Here is a 19,287-nt window from a genome sequence, read left to right as displayed (position 1 = left end):
ACCCGTGCCTCCAGGCCGACAGACGGTCGCGTTCGTCGACGCGACGTGCGTCGTCAGGCGGCGAGCACGCGCTCGACGACGCGGCCGAGGGCCGCCGTCGCCGCGATCGCGTCACCGGCGTACGCGCCGGACATGGCGCCGTCGCGTGCGAGCATGAGCTCGTCCGCACCGTCGCCCGGCAGGGTGTGGCCGGACTCCTGCAGCAGGTCGGCCAGTCGCTCGGTGTACCAGTCGCGGTGCATCGCGACGACCTCGCGCACGGGGTCGCGCGGGTCGTGGTACTCGGCGGCGGCGTTGAGGAACGCGCAGCCGCGGAAGTCGGGGTCGTTGACCTCGTCAGTGAGGGCCGTGACCCAGGCCCGGACGGCTGCCTCGGGCGAGCCGGCATCGGCGATGAGCTGTTCCATCCGCTGCTGCACGCGCTCGTGCTGCGTCCGGATGTAGGCCAGGATCAGGTTGTCCTTCGACCCGTAGTGCTTGTAGAACGTCGCCTTCGTGACGCTCGCCTCGGAGATGAGACGGTCGACGCCCACGCCGTGGATGCCCTCTTCGTAGAAGAGCCGCGTGGCGGTCTCGAGGATCCGGACCTTCGCGCCGCCGGAACGGGGAGCCGGGGGGACGCTCGACCCGTCCGGCGACGCGAGGTTCGTGCTCGGGCCAGGGAGACGCTGGACGGTCGGTTGGGGGGAATCGACCGTCACAGCGTGGCTCTCCTTGGGCTCATCGGCTCCGCGGCGGAGCGGGGGGACTCGTGCCGCGTGAGGACTGATGTCCCGAGCCACCGGATCGGAATATAGGGGGGCTTCCGATCCGGTACGAGAACTGTACCACAAGGAGGACAGACAGACGAGTCTTTCTATCCTCCTTATCTGTACCCCACTTCGAGTGACACCGTGAGCGGCTGTGGAAACTGGGCGACGGGCGCTCCGGGGTCAGTAGGCTCGTCTGCGATGAACCACCCAGTGCCGTTGCCGCTCGAGGCCCCGGACACGTCGTTCCTGACGTCCGGGGGCGCCTTCGTCCGCCGAACCGTCCTCCCGTCCGGCGTGCGGGTCCTGACCGAGGCCATGCCCGGAGCGAGTTCGACGAGCCTCGGCTTCTGGGTCGGGGTCGGCTCCCGCGACGAACGCGACGGCCAGTACGGCTCGACGCACTTCCTCGAACACCTGTTGTTCAAGGGCACCCGGACCCGGTCGGCCCTCGACATCGCGATCTCGTTCGACTCCGTCGGCGGCGAGCACAACGCCGCGACCGCCAAGGAGTACACGTGCTACTACGCACGGGTCCGTGACGCCGACGTCCCGATGGCCGTCTCGGTCATCGGCGACATGGTCACCGGCTCCGTCCTCGACGACGCGGCGTTCGACATCGAGCGCGGGGTCATCCTCGAAGAGCTGGCGATGGCGGCGGACGACCCGGCCGACGTCGCCGGCGAGGCGTTCTTCGCCGCGGCCTTCGACGGGCACGCCCTCGGCCGGCCGATCGGCGGCACACCGGAGAGCATCCGCGCCGTGCAGCGGGACGAGGTCCTCGCCCACTACCGCGAGCACTACGCGCCGAACGGCATCGTCGTCACCGCCGCCGGGGCGATCGACCACGACCGCTTCTGCGAGCTCGTCGAGGCCGTGTTCCAGGGCGCCCCGAACGCTGCTCCGCTGGCACGGCGCACGCCGCAGCCGGTGGCGGACCCGGCGATCCCCAAGCTCTCGGTCGTGCACCGTCCGACCGAACAGGTCTCGATGCTCCGCGGGTCGCAGGGCCTCGACCTCCGTGACGAACGGCGGCCGGTCCTCAGCGTGCTCAACGCCGTGCTCGGCGGCGGCATGAGCTCCCGACTCTTCCAAGAGGTGCGCGAGCGCCGCGGACTCGCCTACGCGGTGAGCTCCTTCGCGCCCGCCTACCTCGACAACGGTGCCTTCGGCGTCTACGCCGGGTGTGCCCCCGACAACGTGGCCGGGGTGGTCGAGATCGTCGACGCGGAGTTCCGCCGGATGGTCGACGACGGCATCACCAGCGACGAGCTCCGTCGCGCGAAGGGGCAGATCGAGGGGGCGCTCACGCTCTCGCTCGAGGACTCCGACGCCCGGATGACCCGACTCGGCCGGTCCGAGCTCGGCACGGGGGAGTTCACCGACCTGGCCACCGCCCTCGAGCGCGTGGACCGGGTCACCACCGACGACGTCCTCGACCTGGCCCGCGACCTCCTGACCCGGCCCACGATCACCTCGGTGGTCGGTGCGGTGCAGCAGGACGAGCTCGCGGCCGCGATCGGGATCGGCGGTTGAGCACCGACATGTCGCACTACCTCTACCTCGTCCGGCACGGAGAACACCAGGACGCCGAACACGGGCTGCGGGACGGCAAGCTGTCCGAGCGCGGCAAGCGGCAGGCGATGCTCGTCGCGGACCGTCTCGGCGGCGTGCCGTTCGACGGCGTCTACCACTCGCCGCTCGAAGCGCCGAGCGAGACCGCGTCGTTCCTGTCGCAGCGGCTCCCGGCGATCGAGCCCGAGCCGTCGACCCTGCTCTTCGACTGCATCCCGTCGGGTCCGACGCCGGACATGCCGCACGCCTACCAGGGGTGGTACGGCGGCATCACGGAAGAGGAGATCGTCGCCGGGCAGGCCCAGATGGGCGATGCGGTGGCGGAGTGGTTCACCCCGGCACGCGAGGACCGGCACGACCTCCTCATCACGCACAACGCCGTCATCGGCTGGTTCGTGCGCGAGGCGTTCCAGGCACCCGAGTGGCGCTGGATGGGGACGAACGTGGCGCACACGGCGTTGACGATCATCCGGATCCGCTCGGCCAAGCCGGCCGAGGTCGTCGCGCTCAACGACCTGGCGCACCTGCCCGTCGAGCTCAGGACGGGCCTGCCGGTCGGTCAACCCGTCTGACGGGCCCTGCGCGCCCGGAGTGCGGCGACCCGCGCTCGGAGCACCCGGTCCAGCCCGAACGGCCCACCGCCGAGCGCGACCAGCACCACCGCGAGGAGCAGGTACAGCACCTCGGGCAGGTACAGCAGGTCGCTGTACCAGGTCACCGCGTCCGCCGGCCCGAGCTGGTGGACCGCCACGGTCGTGAGCGCGACCGTGCTGATCACGCCAATCACGGCCGCAGCCGCCCGCGTCACGAGGCCGACGGCGAGCAGCACGCCGAAGACGAGCTCGCAGCCCGCGACCACGGTGGCTGTGAGCTCGGGCACCGGCGCGCCGATCGAACGGATCGTCTCCGCCATCGCCGCGCGACCCGGAGCGGTCACGGTCTTGTTCCACCCGGACGCGGCGAAGAACAGTCCGAGCGCGACCCGGACGAGCGAGATCGAGAGGAACGGCAGGCGGGTCGGGGAGTCGAGGGCACGGAGGAGCAGGACCATGCCCTGCCGTTCGGAGCGGAGGCGCGGATCGCCTCAGCGCACCGGCTTGCGGTACCAGGCGGTCGCGTTCGGGTTCTCGTTGAACGCGGGTACCCGCTCGTAGCCCCGACCGCGGTACATCGCACCGGCGGCGACGAGGGAGTCGTTCGTGTCGAGCACGATCGCCGTCGCGCCGAGCTCGACACCGCGTGCCTCGAGCGCGTCCATGACCGCCGTCGCCACGCCGCGTCCGCGCCCCTCCGGGGTCACGAAGACGTGTTTCACCTCGAACCGGACGTCGTCGCCGTCGTCGGGGATCCGGCGGAGGCCGCCGCACCCGACCGCGCGACCTCCGTCGTACGCGACGACGAAGGTGCCGACCGGCGGCGTGAACTCGGCCGCCGGGGTGCGCTTCCGCGAGTACGACCCCTGCGCGCTCGCGAACGTGGCCTCGCGCTCGTCGAGGTACGCGTCGAGCAGCGCGTCGACCTCGGGGATGTCTGCCGGCACGGTCCTGACCTCGAGCGTCATGCGTCGATCCTAGGATGGTGGACATGGTCACTCCCGTCGCCGTCGTCGGCGCCACCGGTCGTCTCGGGGGCCTCGTGGCCGCCGTGGTCGAGGAACTGCCCGACTTCGAGCTCGTCGCGAGCCTGTCCTCCAAGGACGGGGCGCACGAGGCCGGTCCCGACGTGTTCGGCGGCGCGGCGATCGTGGTGGACGTGACCGTCCCGGCGCTCAGCCCCGCGATCGTCGACAACGCCCTCGTGAGCGGCGCGAACGTGCTCGTCGGCACGTCCGGGTGGTCCGGCGACCGACTCGCGACACTCCGCGCGGGGCTAGAATCGCGTCCGGAGCAGGGCGTCTTCGTGGTCCCGAACTTCTCGATCGGGTCCGTGCTCGGCACCCACCTGGCGACGATCGCCGCTCCGTGGTTCCCCTCGGTCGAGATCGTCGAGACGCACCACGCCGGCAAGATCGACTCCCCGTCGGGCACCGCGGTCCGCACGGCCGAGCTCATCGCCGACGCCCGGCGCGAGGTCGGTCCGGTCGACGCGCCCCACGTCGACCAGCGCGCGCGGGGGCAGCAGGTCGCGAGCGTCCCGATCCACTCGCTCCGTCTGCCGGGCGTCACGGCCGTGCAGGACGTGGTGCTGAGCGGCCCCGGCGAGACCCTGACCATCCGGCACGACACGAACGACGACGTCGCCTACGTGGCCGGCATCCGGGCGGCGCTGTCCGCCGTGGGGTCGATGCGCGGCCTCACGGTCGGCCTCGGCAGCGTCCTCGGCATCGGCTGACCGCCGTGCGCCTGACCCGGTCCCTCCGTTCGCCCTTCTGGGGCGCGGCGCTCATGGCGGTGCTGCTGGCGCTGTACATCGTGCTCGTCGGGCAGCGTGCCGTGGCGTTCATCGCGACGGGCATCCCGATCGGCATCGGCATCGGCGTCGCGCTCTTCGTCGTCGCGGCGATCGGTGCGCTGCTGCTCGTGCTCGAGTTCCGTTTCGGCCTGCGCATCACGCGGCTCGGCGCCCGGCTCGAGCAGGAGGGCGGCGCTCCCGCTGACGTCGTCCCGGTCCGTCCCTCGGGGCGTCCCACGCGCGAGGCCGCCGACGAGCTCTTCCCCGACTACCAGGCCGCCGTCGAGTCCGACCCGACGGACTGGCGCGGGTGGTACCGACTCGGCGTCGTCTACGACGCCGCGGGTGACCGCAAGCGGGCGCGGGCCGCGATGCGCGAAGCGCTCACCAGGGCACGCGTGTCCTGACAGGAGGCGCGGTGCGGGCCCGCACCGCGCCTCCGGGCTAACAGCCGGTCGCGTCAGAACGCGGCGTCGACCGCGTCCTCGGCGCGCTGGTACCGGAACGCGTAGCCGGACTCGAGCAGCTTCGTCGGCACCATCTGCTGGCTCGACAGGAGCATCTCGTCGGCCGCCTGCTGCAGGAGCAGCCGGAGCGCGAACTCCGGGATCCGGAAGAGGTAGGGCCGGTGCAGGTCCTCGGCGACGCGCTTGGTGATGCGGTCGGCGACGGCGGCCTCGGGGCCGGCGAGGTTCACCGGCCCGACGACGTCCGCGGCGTCGGGGCTCGTCGCGAGGTGCACGATCGCGCCCACCTCGTCCTCGAGGGCGATCCACGGCCAGTGCTGCCCACCGGTGCCGAGGCGGCCGCCGAGCCCGGTCTTCGTGAGCGGGACGAGCGGTGCGAGCGCACCGCCGCCCTTCCCGACGACGATGCCGGTGCGGAGCGTCACGACGCGGACGCCCTCGGGAGCGGCGTTCGCGGCGGCCTCCCACGCGGTGCAGACCTCGGCGAGGAAGCCGGTGCCGGCGGCCGCGTCGTCCTGCAGGACGTCGGCGGGGCGGTCGCCGTAGACCCCCGAGGCCGAGCCCGAGAGGAACAGCGGCGGCGGGTTCGTCGCGTGGCGCATGGCCTCGACGAGGGTCTCGGTGGCGGACACCCGCGACTGCAGGATCTCCCGCTTGTAGGTCTCGGTCCAGGGGAGCTTGCCGATGTTCGCGCCGGCGAGGTTGATCACGACGTCGGCGCCGTCGAGGATCGCCGGGTCGAGCTTCCGGGGGCCCGGGGACCAGCGGAACTCGCTCGCCGTGCGCGGCTCTCGTCGGACGAGGGTGGTGACGTGGTGCCCGGCCTCGCGCAGGGCGTGGACGAGGGGCGTACCGATGAAGCCGGACGCACCGGCGAGCAGGATCGAGAGCGGCGCTGTCGTCATGTCGTTCACGCTACTCAACTGCCCGTGGATGTCTCCGGCTCGTCGTAGGCTCGTGGTCGTGACCGACAGCGAGACCGTGCAGCCCGACCCCACCGTCGCGACCCCCTACGAGGACCTGCTGCGGCGTGTCCTCACCGAAGGGACTCCGAAGGGCGACCGCACCGGGACGGGGACCCGCAGCCTGTTCGGCGCACAGCTCCGGTACGACCTGTCGAAGGGCTTCCCGCTCGTCACGACGAAGCGGGTGCACTTCAAGTCCGTCGCCTACGAGCTGCTCTGGTTCCTGCGCGGCGACGGCAACGCCCGCTGGCTGCAGGAGCACGGCGTCCGGATCTGGAACGAGTGGGCGGACGAGGACGGCGACCTCGGCCCGGTGTACGGCGTGCAGTGGCGCTCGTGGCCGACGCCGTCGGGGGAGCACGTCGACCAGATCGCCCAGGTCATCGAGCAGATCACGACGAACCCGGACAGCCGCCGCCTGATCGTCTCGGCGTGGAACGTCGCCGACATCCCCGAGATGGCGCTCGCCCCGTGCCACGCGTTCTTCCAGTTCTACGTCAACGACGGCAAGCTCTCGTGCCAGCTCTACCAGCGGAGCGCGGACATGTTCCTCGGCGTCCCTTTCAACATCGCCTCGTACGCGCTGCTCACCCACATGATCGCGGCGCAGACCGGGCTCGAGGTCGGCGAGTTCGTGTGGACCGGCGGCGACTGCCATATCTACGACAACCACGTCGAGCAGGTGGAGGAGCAGCTGTCCCGGACGGCGTACGCGCTCCCTACACTTGAGCTCGCGCCGCGGGGATCGATCGACGACTACGAGTACGCGGACTTCACGGTCGTCGGCTACCACCACCACCCGGCGATCACGGCCGCGGTCGCCGTCTGATGTCGTCCTCGTGGACCGAACCCGTCCGTGGTGTCGGGATGGTCTGGGCGCGCTCGACCAACGGCGTGATCGGGGCCGACGGCGGGATGCCGTGGCACGTACCGGAGGACCTCGCGCACTTCCGGCAGGTCACCGGCGACGCGACGGTCGTGATGGGGCGTCGCACGTGGGAGTCCCTGCCGGAGCGCTTCCGGCCGCTGCCCGGACGGCGGAACGTCGTGCTGACGCATGACGGCTCGTGGACGGCCGACGGGGCCGAGGTCGTGCACGACCTGGCGACCGCGCTGGACACCGACGAGCCCGTGTGGATCATCGGCGGCGGGCAGGTGTACGCGGCGGGGGTGCCCTTCGCCGACCGGGTCTCCGAGACGGTGATCGACGTCGAGGTGCCGGGGGACACCGTGGCGCCGACGCTCGCCGGGGCGGCCGGGTGGTCGCTCGTCGACGAGGGGCCGTGGCAGGAGTCGCGCGTCGACGGGACGCGCTACCGCTTCCTCGAGTGGCGCCGGCGCGCGTAGCGGCGGGCGCCGCGGGCGCCGCCGCGGCGGGCCCTGCCGCGTGGAACCACGGAAACGACATCGCACCAGGCCTCGCCGATGGTTCGACGTCGGAAACCTGGTTCGACACGTTCCGGGCACGCGCCGCGCCAGCGCCGGCCGGCCACGCGCCGCGCGGCCGCAGCGTGCGGGGCGGGGTCGAGCCGCGCCTCCTGGGCCGCACCGTCCACGCGGACGGCAGCCCTCGCGCGCATCCCCGGTACGCTGGTGCCCGTGTCCCCGCGTGAGAATCCCTTCGGTCAGGTCCTCGTCGCCCTCGTGACCCCGTTCACGGCCGACGGCGAGGTCGACTGGCCCGGCGTCGAGCAGCACATCGACGACTGCATCACCGCCGGCGCCGACGGCATCGTGGTCACCGGCACGACCGGTGAGACGAGCACGCTGACCGACCCCGAGAAGCTCCGGCTGGTCGAGGTCGGCAAGTCCGTCGCCGCCGGGCGCGCGAAGATCATCACCGGTGGCGGGTCGAACGAGACCGCGCACGCGATCCACCTCTACAAGCAGAGCGAGAAGGCCGGCGCCGACGGTGTGATGATCGTCACGCCGTACTACAACAAGCCGACGCAGTCCGGTGTGCTCACCCACTTCCGGATGATCGCCGACGCGACCGACCTGCCGGTGATCCTGTACGACATCCCCGGTCGCACGGGCATCCCGATCACGTACGAGACGATCGTGCGGGCCTCGCACCACCCGAACATCCTCGCGGTGAAGGACGCCAAGGGCGACTTCGCCGAGGTGTCCCGGGTGCTCAACAACACCGACCTCATGTACTTCTCGGGCGACGACACGAACGTGCTCCCGCACCTGTCGATCGGCGCGACGGGGCTCATCGGCGTCACGGCGAACATCACGTCGACGCCGTACCGCACGATCGTCGACGCCGTGAACCGGGGCGACCTGGCCACCGCGACCGCCGAGCACAAGCGCGTCGAACCCCTCGTCCGTGCCGTGATGACGCGCGTGCCGGGTACCGTGGCGGCGAAGTACATCCTGCACGGGCTCGGCCGCATCGGCAGCCCGCGCGTCCGGTTGCCGCTCGTCGGCCCCGAGGACTCCGAGGCGTACGCCATCGAGACCTCGCTCGAAGCCGTCCGGGACATCCCGGGCGCCGACTTCTCCAACTTCCGCCCCGACCGCAACGCAGCGGCCGGCGGTGCTCTTCCGAAGGTGCCAGGCACCACCCGCTAGCGAACACGCGGCGCGCAGGACGCGCGTCGCCCGAATCCGTAGGACCGAATGCCCACACAGATCTCCGAACCGCAGCCGCTCGAAGCCGGCACCCTCCGCGTCATCCCCGTCGGGGGACTCGGCGAGATCGGTCGCAACATGACCGTGTACGAGTACGAGGGCAAGCTGCTCATCGTCGACGCCGGCGTGCTCTTCCCCGAGGAGCACCAGCCCGGGGTCGACCTGATCCTGCCGGACTTCGCGCCGATCCGGGACCGCCTCGACGACGTCCTCGGCGTCGTGCTCACGCACGGCCACGAGGACCACATCGGCGCCGTCCCGTACCTGCTGAAGCTCCGCGACGACATCCCGCTGATCGGCTCCACGCTGACCCTGGCCCTCGTCGAGGCGAAGCTCAAGGAACACCGGATCAAGCCGTACACGCTCGTCGTGGCCGAGGACCAGACCGAGCAGCTCGGCCCGTTCCACCTCGAGTTCGTGGCCGTCAACCACTCCATCCCGGACGCCCTCGCCGTCGCGATCACGACCCCCGCCGGTCGTGTCCTGCACACGGGCGACTTCAAGATGGACCAGCTCCCGCTGGACGACCGCATCACCGACCTCCGTGCCTTCGCACGCCTGGGGGAGCAGGGCGTCGACCTGTTCCTGCCGGACTCGACCAACGCCGACGTGCCGGGCTTCACCGCGCCCGAGCGCGACATCGGACCCGTGCTCGAGAACATCATCACGCGCGCCCGCAAGAAGGTCGTCGTGGCGAGCTTCTCGTCGCACGTGCACCGTGTGCAGCAGGTCCTCGACGCCGCCGCCGCCGCGAACCGCAAGGTCGCGTTCATGGGCCGCTCGATGATCCGCAACATGACGATCGCCGCCGACCTCGGCTACCTCCGGGTGCCCGAGAACGTGCTCATCGACACGAAGAAGGCGAAGAACGTCCCCGACGACCAGATCGTCTACATGTCGACCGGGTCGCAGGGCGAGCCGATGGCCGTGCTCGCGCGCATGGCCAACCTCGAGCACCAGATCGAGATCGGCGAGGGCGACACCGTCATCCTCGCCTCGTCGCTGATCCCGGGCAACGAGAACGCCGTGTACCGCGTCATCGACGGGCTCACCAAGCTCGGCGCGAAGGTCGTGCACAAGGGCAACGCCAAGGTGCACGTCTCCGGACACGCGTCGGCCGGCGAACTGCTCTACTGCTACAACATCCTCCGGCCGAAGAACGTGCTGCCCGTGCACGGCGAGCACCGCCACCTGTACGCCAGCGCGGACCTCGCGATCCAGACCGGTGTGCCGCCGCGGAACGTCATCCTTGGGCAGGACGGCATCGTCGTCGACCTGAAGGACGGCGAGGTCCGGGTCGCCGGCCAGCTCGACATCGGGTACGTCTACGTCGACGGGTCGACCGTGGGCGAGATCACCGACGCCGACCTCAAGGACCGCCGGGTCCTCGCGGAAGAGGGCTTCATCTCGATCTTCGCCGCGGTGGACTTCACCACCGGCCAGTGCGTCGTCGGCCCGGAGATCCAGTCGCGCGGCTTCGCCGAGGACGACTCGGTCTTCGACGACGTCCGTCCGCAGATCGCGAAGGCGCTCGCGGAGGCGGCCGCGAACGGCACGCGCGACGGGCACGCCTTCGGGCAGGTCGTCCGCCGGACCGTGGGCCGCTGGGTGAACACGAAGCACCGTCGTCGTCCGATGATCGTGCCGGTGGTCATCGAGGCGTAGTGCTCGTCGCGACCACCGCGCACGTCGCGGTGGTCGCAGTGGCCGTGTCCAGGAGGCGCGGTGCACGTTCCTGACGGACGTGCACCGCGCCTCCTGGCACGTTCCGGCCTGTCGGCTGACCGGCGGGCCGCGCTCGGTTTGTCCTGAGGGGGGATTAGGGTTCTGCCCATGGCCGGAGGCACCAAGTCGACCACGCGCTCGCGCGCGTCCTCGTCGTCCCGTGGAAGCGGGACGCGTGGCTCGTCGCGCACCCAGGCCACGACGAAGAAGCTGCCGCAGGCCGCACCGACCCCGGTCTTCCGCGAACAGAACCCCCTCGTGACGTTCTGGCTCGCGATGGCGCACGGCGTCGGCGCGGTCTTCCGCCTGCTCGGCACGGAGACGCTCGAGAAGGACCAGCGGCGCGACGGGTTCCCGTTCCTGCTCTTCGTGCTGGCGGTCGCCGGCGCGGTGGTCGAGTGGCTCAACCCGTCGAACGCCGTCTCGGTGGCGCTCGACGCGTACACGTTCGGCGGGCTGTTCGGCCGGCTGGCCTTCGCGTTGCCCGTCATCATGGTCGTCTTCGCCGGGTGGCTCTTCCGGCACCCGGCGTCCGTGCACGACAACACCCGGATCGGGATCGGTCTCGGCCTGTTGCTCGTGTCCATCGCGGCGCTCTGCCACGTGTTCGGCGGGCAGCCGAGCGCCTCGGACGGCATGCCCGCGCTGGCGACCGCCGGCGGTGTCATCGGCTGGGTCGTGATCGCCTGGCTCGTCGCGGTCGCCACCGAGTGGGTCGCGGTGCCGGTCGCGGTGCTGCTGCTCGTGCTCTCGCTCTTCATCATCACCAAGACGCCGCCGAACAAGATCGGTCGGCGCCTGCACGAGCTCTACGCGTACCTGTTCGGCGCGCCGGCCCCCGCGACGGAGACGGACGAGCCCGTCGCCGAGGCGCCCGCCGCACGGACCAAGCCGACGAAGAAGCGCGGCGCGAAGGGCGACACCGACTTCCAGCTGTTCGACGACCTCGGCTTCGAGGACGACAAGGGCGCCGAGTCCGACGCCGAGGGCGGGACCATCCCGTGGTGGCGCCGGAACAAGTCCGGTCGCGAAGAGGACCCCGCGTACGACAGCCCCGTGATCAGCGGTGCGACGTCGACCGTGCCCCCGGCCGCCGCAGCCGCGCCGGCTCCCGGCCCGAACGCCGGTGCCGCCGCCGGTCTGGTCGACCACACGCCGGCCGAGCCCGGTTCGGTCAACCTCAACGACTCGGTCGAGCAGGACCTGCAGATCGCCGAACAGGCCCTGCGCGACTTCGGGACCCCGGTGCCGGAACGCCCGGCGCCGGCCGAGGTCGTCCGTCCGGACGCCTCGGTGTCGCCGGTGGTCTCGCCGTCGCTCCCGGCCGAGGACCTCGCAGTCGACGCCGGCGACGACACGGACGGCCTGCCCCCGGTGGCCGGCCCCGATGAAGACCCGGCCGCGCCCTACCGGCTGCCGGCCGCCACGACGCTGAGCTCCGGCACGCCGTCGGTCGCACGCAGCCAGGCGAACGACGACATCGTCGCCGCGATCACGAGCGTCCTCACCGAGTTCAAGGTGGACGCGAAGGTCACCGGGTTCTCCCGTGGGCCGACGGTGACCCGGTACGAGATCGAGCTCGGCCCCGGCGTGAAGGTCGAGCGCGTCACCGCCCTGTCGAAGAACCTGTCGTACGCGGTCGCCTCGAACGAGGTCCGCATCCTGTCGCCGATCCCGGGCAAGAGCGCGATCGGCGTCGAGATCCCGAACACCGACCGTGAAACCGTCTCCCTGGGTGACGTCCTGCGCTCGAACGCCGCTCGCAAGTCCAAGCACCCGATGACGATCGGCGTCGGCAAGGACGTCGAGGGCGGCTTCGTCGTGGCCAACCTCGCGAAGATGCCGCACCTGCTCGTCGCCGGCTCCACCGGGTCCGGCAAGTCGGTGTTCATCAACTCGATGATCACGTCGCTGCTCATGCGCGCGAAGCCGTCCGAGGTCCGCATGGTCCTCGTCGACCCGAAGCGCGTCGAGCTCTCGATCTACGCCGGCGTCCCGCACCTCATCACGCCCATCATCACGAACCCGAAGAAGGCGGCCGAGGCGCTGCAGTGGGTCGTGAAGGAGATGGACATGCGGTACGACGACCTCGCGTCGTTCGGGTTCCGGCACGTCGACGACTTCAACAAGGCGATCGCGAACAACGAGATCGTCCTGCCGGCCGGCAGCGAGCGGAAGCTCAAGCCGTACCCGTACCTGCTCGTCGTCGTCGACGAGCTCGCCGATCTCATGCTCGTCGCACCGCGTGACGTCGAGGAGTCGATCGTCCGCATCACCCAGCTCGCCCGTGCCGCCGGCATCCACCTGGTGCTCGCGACGCAGCGTCCGTCGGTCGACGTCATCACCGGACTCATCAAGGCGAACGTGCCGTCGCGGATCGCCTTCGCGGTGACCAGCGTCACCGACTCCCGGGTCATCCTCGACCAGCCGGGCGCCGACAAGCTCATCGGGCAGGGCGACGCGCTCTTCCTGCCGATGGGGTCCTCGAAGTCGCTCCGCGTCCAGGGTGCCTGGGTGCAGGAGAGCGAGGTCGCCGAGGTCGTCCAGCACGTCACCCGCCAGGCCCGTCCGGAGTACCGCCAGGACGTCCAGGCCGTGGTCGAGCGCAAGGAGATCGACGCGGACATCGGCGACGACCTCGAGCTGCTGCTCGCGGCGGTCGAGCAGGTCGTGTCGACGCAGTTCGGGTCGACCTCGATGCTCCAGCGCAAGCTCCGCGTCGGGTTCGCCAAGGCCGGCCGTCTGATGGACCTCATGGAGTCCCGCGACATCGTCGGGCCGTCCGAGGGCTCGAAGGCGCGCGACGTCCTCGTCACGACCGACCAGCTGCCGGCCGTGCTCGCGAAGCTCCGGGGCGAGGAGCCACCAGCGGGTGCTGCCCCGGCCGCCCCCGCCGCCGGTCCGGCTCCCGCGGCTCCGGCGCCGGCGTCGGCCCCGACCGACGACGGCGACCGCTACGGTGCCGACCCGGTGGCGGACATGACGCGCGGGTACGATGAAGCAGACGACGAGCCCGATGAGGACGCGTGGGGACTGACGGGCAGGGAGTGAGTGCGATGACCGCCTCGGACAGCACGGAGACCACGCACGGCGCACGCTTCCCGTGGCGCGGACGACTCCTGCGCAAGGGCCCCGGCCCGGCGTCGACGGGCAACGTCGCGAACATCATCACGGTCGTGCGCATCCTCATGGCGCCGCTGTTCTTCGTGCTGCTCCTGACGGACGCCGGCACGGACGGGCCGCTGCGCATCTGGGCGGCCGTCGTGTTCGTCGTCGCCATCGTCACGGACAGCGCCGACGGCATCATCGCCCGCCGGCAGAACCTCGTCACGGACTTCGGGAAGCTCGTCGACCCGATCGCGGACAAGGTCCTCATCGGCGGTGCGCTCGTCGCGCTGTCGATCCTCGGCGAGCTCCCCTGGTACGTGACCGTGCTGATCATGGTGCGCGAGATCGGCATCACGGTCTTCCGGTTCGCGGTGCTCTCGGACCGGGTGATCCCGGCGAGCCGGGGCGGCAAGATCAAGACCGTGCTGCAGGCCGTCGCGTTGACCGCCGCGCTCTTCCCGTGGTGGAACCTCGTGGGGGACTGGGCGCACTGGGTGAACGGCATCCTGATGACCGCGGCCTTCCTGGCGACCATCCTGAGCGGGATCGACTACCTGTACCAGGCGTGGAAGCACAACCGGACCACCGCGTGACGGCGGCCGACGACGTCACCGGCACCGCGCCTCCAGGACCCGACGTCCGGACGGACGCCCGCGACCTCGTCGCGCGCCTGACCGAACGGGGCGACACCGTCGCCGTGGCGGAGTCGCTCACCGGTGGACTCGTCGTCGCGACCCTCGTCGGCGTGCCGGGCGCCAGCGCCGTGGTGCGCGGGGGAGTCGTGGCCTACGCGACGCCCGTGAAGCACACCGTGCTCGGCGTCTCGTCGGCGCTGCTCGCGTCCAACGGTGCGGTCGACCCCGAGGTGGCTCGGCAGATGGCCTCGGGCGTGCGAGCAGCACTCGCGGTCGACGGAGCGCCCGCGACCTGGGGCATCAGCACGACGGGTGTCGCCGGACCCGACCCGCAGGACGGTCAGCCGGTGGGGACGGTCTTCGTCGGCATCGCGGACGCCGACGGTGCCCAGGCGTACGAGTTGCACCTCGACGGCGATCGCGATGCAATCCGCTGGGCGACCGTCTCCGAACTCCTGGCACGGATGTCGTCCACGATCCGGGCCCGGGAATAGGTCCCGTTTCCACTGGGTTACATCTCACGCAATCTCCAGCAGTAGAGCAGCCGGCGTGGTTAGCATGCTGCAACCGGCAACGCTACTGTTGCTGAACCCGAACTCGGCCATCAGGACCGAGCGGGCGCGGAGACGACAGAGAGGAGGAGTTCTCATGGTTCTCGTTCGTCAGGAAATCGGCGACGTTCTGCGGGACTTCCGCTTGCAGAAGGGCCGGACCCTCCGTCAGGTCGCGTCCAAGGCCAGCGTGGCTCTCGGGTACCTCAGCGAGGTCGAGCGTGGGCAGAAGGAAGCCAGCTCGGAGATCCTCGCGTCCGTCGCGGACGCGCTGGACACCCCCATCTCGACCATCATGCGTGAGGTCGGCGACCGTCTCGCGGTGGTCGAGGGGCTCACCCCGGTGCCCGACACGCTCCCGGACGACCTCGTCGCCGAGTTCGACAACGACCTCGCGGTGCGCTGACGCCACCGCTTCCCGAACGCCCCCGCTGGTCCGCCAGCGGGGGTGTTCGGCGTTCCGGGGCCGTGCTCTGGCTGCGGGGCGGCGCGGTTACGCTGGGATGATGCGTGTGAGTGAGTTCTGGCGGGCCGTCGACCAGGTGTTCGGCGATGCCTACGGTGCCGTCGTCAGTCGTGACGTGGTGCTCGAGGAACTCGGCGGACGCTCGGCGGCCGAGGCGCTCGACGCGGGCATCGATGCGCGCCGGGTGTGGGAGGCCCTGTGCGAGTCGCAGGACGTCCCGCTCGAGAAGCGGCACGGCAAGGGGCTGGCGGAACCGCGGGACTGACGCGCGGTCTCCGTCCGAAACTCTGTTCGGCGTGTTGCTCGAACGGGTGTTCGATCGGTGGTAGCTTCCTCCACAGCGGCGCTGTCCGGAGAGTTCGTCCACAGATCGCGCGGTCGTCGGCAGTGATGTCGGTGGCCCGCCCTAGGTTCGAGTCAACGGGAACAGCCCGAAGCCTTGTCGCTGAAGCACCGGCCCTGCACCACCGGCCGGGTGGACGCGACAGCCTACAGGCGGCCGACACCGAGCACGAAGGAAGCACATCATGCCCTCACCCCAGGACCGCGAGAAGGCCCTCGAGACCGCTCTCGCCCAGATCGATCGTCAGTTCGGCAAGGGCACGGTCATGCGCCTCGGCTCGGACGAGCGCGCCCCCGTCGCCACCATCCCGACCGGTTCGGTCGCCCTCGACGTCGCGCTCGGCATCGGCGGGCTCCCGCGTGGCCGCATCATCGAGATCTACGGCCCGGAGTCGTCGGGTAAGACGACCCTGACGCTGCACGCCATCGCCAACGCCCAGCGCGCCGGCGGCATCGCGGCCTTCATCGACGCGGAACACGCGCTCGACCCCGAGTACGCGAAGAAGCTCGGCGTCGACATCGACGCGCTGCTCGTCTCCCAGCCGGACACCGGTGAGCAGGCGCTCGAGATCGCCGACATGCTCGTCCGTTCCGGCTCCATCGACCTCGTCGTCATCGACTCCGTCGCGGCGCTCGTGCCGCGCGCCGAGATCGAGGGCGAGATGGGTGACTCGCACGTCGGTCTGCAGGCCCGCCTCATGTCGCAGGCACTCCGCAAGCTCGCCGGTGGCCTGAACCAGACGCAGACCACGATGATCTTCATCAACCAGCTGCGCGAGAAGATCGGTGTGTTCTTCGGCAGCCCCGAGACCACCGCCGGCGGTAAGGCGCTCAAGTTCTACGCGTCGGTCCGCCTCGACATCCGTCGCATCGAGACGCTCAAGAGCGGTACCGACGCGGTCGGCAACCGCACCCGCGTCAAGGTCGTCAAGAACAAGATGGCCCCGCCCTTCAAGCAGGCCGAGTTCGACATCCTGTACGGCACGGGCATCTCGCGCGAGGGTTCGTTGCTCGACTTCGGCGTCGACCACGGCATCGTCAAGAAGTCCGGTGCCTGGTACACCTACGACGGCGACCAGCTCGGGCAGGGCAAGGAGAACTCGCGGTCGTTCCTGATCCAGAACCCCGAGATCGCTGCTGAGATCGAGGGCAAGATCCTCGCGAAGCTCGGCGTCGGCGGTGCGTCGGCCGAGGCGGTCGAGGCTCCCGTCGAGTCGATCGCGCCGAAGATCGCGGAGCGCAAGGGCGCGTGACGACCGACCACGACGGCGACGAGGACCTCGCACCGGTCACCGACCTGTTCGGTGCGCGCGGTGCGCGGTCCCGTCGCCGATCCGCGGCTGGGCCGGCGACGGCGGGCGACACGGATGCCGTGACGGACCACGGCGGAGCCGACGCCGACGCGCCGGTCCCGCTACCGATCCAGGGCGCTCGGGCGCAGGCGGAGTGGCTCTCGCCCGTCGTCGGGGACGGCAGCGGCCGCAGTGCCCGTGCCGAGCAGGACGGCTACGACGACGACCGGACGGCAGACGCTACGACGGCGTCCGTGTTCGCGATCGACGGCGGTGCCGAAGTCGACCCCGCGGACGCCCCACGGCCGATCGACGAACAGCGTGCCGACGCCGAGCGGCTCAGCATGCGGGCGCTCGGTCGCAAGGGCGTCAGCGAGTCCGAGCTGCGCACGATGCTGACAAAGAACGACCTCGACCCGGACGTCGTCGAGCACGAGATCGAGCGGCTCACCCGCGTCGGACTCGTGGACGACGTGGCGCTCGCGACCGACCTCGTCGACCGCCTGCACGACCGCAAGGGTCTGGGGCGCCAGGGCGTCGTCGCCGAACTGCGGCGCCGCGGCATCGACCAGGTCGCGATCGACGCGGCGCTCGACGCAGCCGCCGACGACGAGGACGACGAGTTCGTCCGTGCGATCGACCTCGCGCAGAAGCGTGCCGGGCAGCTCCGCGGGCTCGACCGAGCGACGGCGGAGCGACGGCTCTCGGGCTTCCTGATGCGCAAGGGCTACAACGGCGGCATCGTGCGGATCGCGGTCGAGCGTGCGCTCGACGGCGGTGGGCGTCCGCCGGCGGGACCTCGCGGCTCCGTCCGCTTCGAGTAGCGTCGCGACGGTTTTACACTGGGACGACCATGGCCACCGTCGCAGCGCGCCCCCGCACCTACCAAGTCCGCACCTACGGGTGCCAGATGAACGTGCACGACTCCGAGCGGCTGAGCGGGTCGCTCCAGGCCGCGGGGTACGTCGCTGCCGACGGCGAGCAGGCGGACGTGGTCGTCATCAACACGTGCGCCGTGCGCGAGAACGCCGACAACCGTCTGTACGGCAACCTCGGGCAGCTCGCGGGCATCAAGCGCGAGCACCCCGGCATGCAGATCGCGGTCGGCGGGTGCCTGGCGCAGAAGGACAAGAACGTCATCCTCGAGAAGGCGCCGTGGGTGGACGTCGTCTTCGGGACGCACAACATGGGGTCACTGCCGACGCTGCTCGAGCGCGCCCGGCACAACGACGAAGCGCAGATCGAGATCCTCGAGTCGCTGGACGTCTTCCCGTCGACGCTCCCGACCAAGCGCGACTCGACGCACAGTGGCTGGGTGTCGATCTCGGTCGGCTGCAACAACACCTGCACGTTCTGCATCGTGCCGTCGCTTCGCGGCAAGGAGAAGGACCGTCGCCCGGGTGACGTGCTCGCCGAGATCCAGGCACTCGTCGACGACGGCGCGATCGAGGTCACCCTGCTCGGGCAGAACGTCAACTCGTACGGCGTCGAGTTCGGGGACCGCCAGGCGTTCGGCAAGCTGCTCCGTGCCGCCGGCCAGATCGAGGGCCTCGAGCGGGTCCGGTTCACCAGCCCGCACCCCGCCGCCTTCACGGACGACGTCATCGACGCGATGGCCGAGACGCCGAACGTGATGCCCCAGCTGCACATGCCGCTCCAGTCCGGGTCGGACCGCGTCCTCAAGGCGATGCGCCGCAGCTACCGGAGCGAACGGTTCCTCGGCATCCTCGACCGCGTCCGGGCGAAGATCCCGCACGCGGCGATCTCGACGGACATCATCGTCGGCTTCCCCGGCGAGACCGACGCGGACTTCGAGGACACCCTGCGCGTCGTGGAGCAGTCGCGGTTCGCCTCGGCGTTCACGTTCCAGTACTCGATCCGGCCGGGGACGCCCGCGGCGACGATGGACGAGCAGTTGCCGAAGCACGTCGTGCAGGAGCGGTACGAGCGGCTCGTCGCCCTGCAGGAGCACATCACGGCAGAAGAGAACGCGAAGCAGGTCGGGCGCACGGTCCAGGTCCTCGTCGCCACAGGTGAGGGCAAGAAGGACGACGCCACGCACCGGCTGTCGGGGCGCGCCGAGGACTCCCGACTCGTGCACTTCTCGGTGCCGGGCGGATCGGACGTGCCGCGCCCCGGGGACGTCGTCACCGTCGAGGTCACCCGCTCGGCGCCGCACTTCCTGATCGCCGACGGGGACGCACCGTTGCGGATCCGCCGGACCCGCGCGGGCGACGCGTGGGACCGTGCCCAGGCGGAGAGCTGCGGCGTCCCGACGCCGGCCCCCGCCGGGGGCGCCGACGGCCCGCGGCCGGTGTCGCTCGGTCTGCCCAGCATCCGTGTCGGCCGCTGACGAGGAGCGCGCCGGCGAGGAGCCCGTGGGC

20 protein-coding genes are annotated in these 19,287 nt (G+C 70.9%); 16 read left to right on the top strand and 4 right to left on the bottom strand.

Annotated features, from left to right (window positions below):
- Positions 1-53: 53 nt before the first annotated feature.
- Complete coding sequence (locus BJK06_RS02165; protein WP_070416516.1) at positions 54-701, bottom strand: TetR/AcrR family transcriptional regulator; 648 nt, start codon at positions 699-701, stop codon at positions 54-56.
- A gap of 249 nt (positions 702-950) precedes the next feature.
- Here BJK06_RS02165 and BJK06_RS02160 point away from each other — a divergent pair, with 249 nt between their 5' ends.
- On the top strand, positions 951-2,285 hold the full coding sequence (locus BJK06_RS02160) for a pitrilysin family protein (RefSeq protein WP_070416515.1): 1,335 nt from the start codon (positions 951-953) through the stop codon (positions 2,283-2,285).
- 8 nt (positions 2,286-2,293) lie between these two features.
- Positions 2,294-2,896 (top strand): histidine phosphatase family protein, encoded by a 603-nt coding sequence (locus tag BJK06_RS02155; protein WP_070419134.1) that lies wholly within the window; start codon positions 2,294-2,296, stop codon positions 2,894-2,896.
- On the opposite strand, the gene BJK06_RS02150 is transcribed toward BJK06_RS02155, so the two are convergent.
- Positions 2,884-3,375, bottom strand: a complete 492-nt coding sequence (locus BJK06_RS02150) for a DoxX family protein (protein WP_070416514.1) — start codon at positions 3,373-3,375, stop codon at positions 2,884-2,886. The genes BJK06_RS02155 and BJK06_RS02150 overlap by 13 nt on opposite strands.
- 33 nt (positions 3,376-3,408) lie before the next feature.
- Positions 3,409-3,885 (bottom strand): GNAT family N-acetyltransferase, encoded by a 477-nt coding sequence (locus tag BJK06_RS02145; RefSeq protein WP_070416513.1) that lies wholly within the window; start codon positions 3,883-3,885, stop codon positions 3,409-3,411.
- A 23-nt stretch (positions 3,886-3,908) separates the two neighbouring features.
- Here BJK06_RS02145 and BJK06_RS02140 point away from each other — a divergent pair, with 23 nt between their 5' ends.
- Both BJK06_RS02140 and BJK06_RS02135 read left to right on the top strand, forming a co-directional pair.
- Positions 3,909-4,655, top strand: coding sequence for a 4-hydroxy-tetrahydrodipicolinate reductase (locus BJK06_RS02140; protein ID WP_070419133.1), 747 nt, complete (start codon positions 3,909-3,911; stop codon positions 4,653-4,655).
- Positions 4,656-4,660: 5 nt separating this feature from the next.
- Positions 4,661-5,122, top strand: a complete 462-nt coding sequence (locus BJK06_RS02135; protein ID WP_374930688.1) for a tetratricopeptide repeat protein — start codon at positions 4,661-4,663, stop codon at positions 5,120-5,122.
- A gap of 53 nt (positions 5,123-5,175) precedes the next feature.
- On the opposite strand, the gene BJK06_RS02130 is transcribed toward BJK06_RS02135, so the two are convergent.
- On the bottom strand, positions 5,176-6,087 hold the full coding sequence (locus BJK06_RS02130; protein WP_181015130.1) for a TIGR01777 family oxidoreductase: 912 nt from the start codon (positions 6,085-6,087) through the stop codon (positions 5,176-5,178).
- Between the two features lie 58 nt (positions 6,088-6,145).
- Between BJK06_RS02130 and BJK06_RS02125 the strand changes: the two genes are divergently transcribed.
- The 12 genes from BJK06_RS02125 (at position 6,146) to miaB (ending at position 19,256) form a co-directional block, all read left to right on the top strand.
- The gene (locus BJK06_RS02125) at positions 6,146-6,976 is read left to right on the top strand and encodes a thymidylate synthase (RefSeq protein WP_070419132.1); all 831 of its coding nucleotides are present in this window, start codon (positions 6,146-6,148) and stop codon (positions 6,974-6,976) included.
- Complete coding sequence (locus BJK06_RS02120) at positions 6,976-7,494, top strand: dihydrofolate reductase (RefSeq protein ID WP_070416510.1); 519 nt, start codon at positions 6,976-6,978, stop codon at positions 7,492-7,494. The genes BJK06_RS02125 and BJK06_RS02120 overlap by 1 nt, the downstream gene beginning before the upstream one ends.
- 252 nt (positions 7,495-7,746) lie before the next feature.
- Positions 7,747-8,724 (top strand): 4-hydroxy-tetrahydrodipicolinate synthase, encoded by a 978-nt coding sequence (dapA, locus tag BJK06_RS02115; RefSeq protein WP_070419131.1) that lies wholly within the window; start codon positions 7,747-7,749, stop codon positions 8,722-8,724.
- Positions 8,725-8,772: 48 nt separating this feature from the next.
- Positions 8,773-10,449 (top strand): ribonuclease J, encoded by a 1,677-nt coding sequence (locus tag BJK06_RS02110; RefSeq protein WP_070416509.1) that lies wholly within the window; start codon positions 8,773-8,775, stop codon positions 10,447-10,449.
- Positions 10,450-10,617: 168 nt separating this feature from the next.
- Positions 10,618-13,560, top strand: coding sequence for a DNA translocase FtsK (locus BJK06_RS02105; RefSeq protein ID WP_070416508.1), 2,943 nt, complete (start codon positions 10,618-10,620; stop codon positions 13,558-13,560).
- Complete coding sequence (gene pgsA / locus BJK06_RS02100) at positions 13,557-14,210, top strand: CDP-diacylglycerol--glycerol-3-phosphate 3-phosphatidyltransferase (RefSeq protein WP_083294987.1); 654 nt, start codon at positions 13,557-13,559, stop codon at positions 14,208-14,210. The genes BJK06_RS02105 and pgsA overlap by 4 nt, the downstream gene beginning before the upstream one ends.
- A complete protein-coding gene (locus BJK06_RS02095; RefSeq protein WP_083294986.1) occupies positions 14,207-14,746 on the top strand; it encodes a nicotinamide-nucleotide amidohydrolase family protein in 540 nt (179 codons plus the stop codon). Before pgsA ends, BJK06_RS02095 begins: the two co-directional genes overlap by 4 nt.
- 154 nt (positions 14,747-14,900) lie before the next feature.
- On the top strand, positions 14,901-15,209 hold the full coding sequence (locus BJK06_RS02090) for a helix-turn-helix domain-containing protein (RefSeq protein WP_058742950.1): 309 nt from the start codon (positions 14,901-14,903) through the stop codon (positions 15,207-15,209).
- A 100-nt stretch (positions 15,210-15,309) separates the two neighbouring features.
- Complete coding sequence (locus BJK06_RS02085) at positions 15,310-15,534, top strand: DUF3046 domain-containing protein (RefSeq protein WP_022907383.1); 225 nt, start codon at positions 15,310-15,312, stop codon at positions 15,532-15,534.
- Between the two features lie 262 nt (positions 15,535-15,796).
- On the top strand, positions 15,797-16,864 hold the full coding sequence (recA, locus tag BJK06_RS02080) for a recombinase RecA (protein WP_070416506.1): 1,068 nt from the start codon (positions 15,797-15,799) through the stop codon (positions 16,862-16,864).
- On the top strand, positions 16,861-17,727 hold the full coding sequence (locus BJK06_RS02075) for a regulatory protein RecX (RefSeq protein ID WP_083294985.1): 867 nt from the start codon (positions 16,861-16,863) through the stop codon (positions 17,725-17,727). The genes recA and BJK06_RS02075 overlap by 4 nt, the downstream gene beginning before the upstream one ends.
- A gap of 29 nt (positions 17,728-17,756) precedes the next feature.
- Positions 17,757-19,256: a tRNA (N6-isopentenyl adenosine(37)-C2)-methylthiotransferase MiaB gene (gene miaB / locus BJK06_RS02070; RefSeq protein ID WP_070416505.1), complete on the top strand. Its 1,500-nt coding sequence runs from the start codon at positions 17,757-17,759 to the stop codon at positions 19,254-19,256.
- Positions 19,257-19,287 lie beyond the last annotated feature (31 nt).

Origin of the sequence: Curtobacterium sp. BH-2-1-1 (assembly GCF_001806325.1) — a bacterium.
Classification (GTDB): domain Bacteria; phylum Actinomycetota; class Actinomycetes; order Actinomycetales; family Microbacteriaceae; genus Curtobacterium.
Note: the sequence above shows the minus strand (reverse complement) of the source record. Positions and strands in the feature narration are given on the sequence as shown.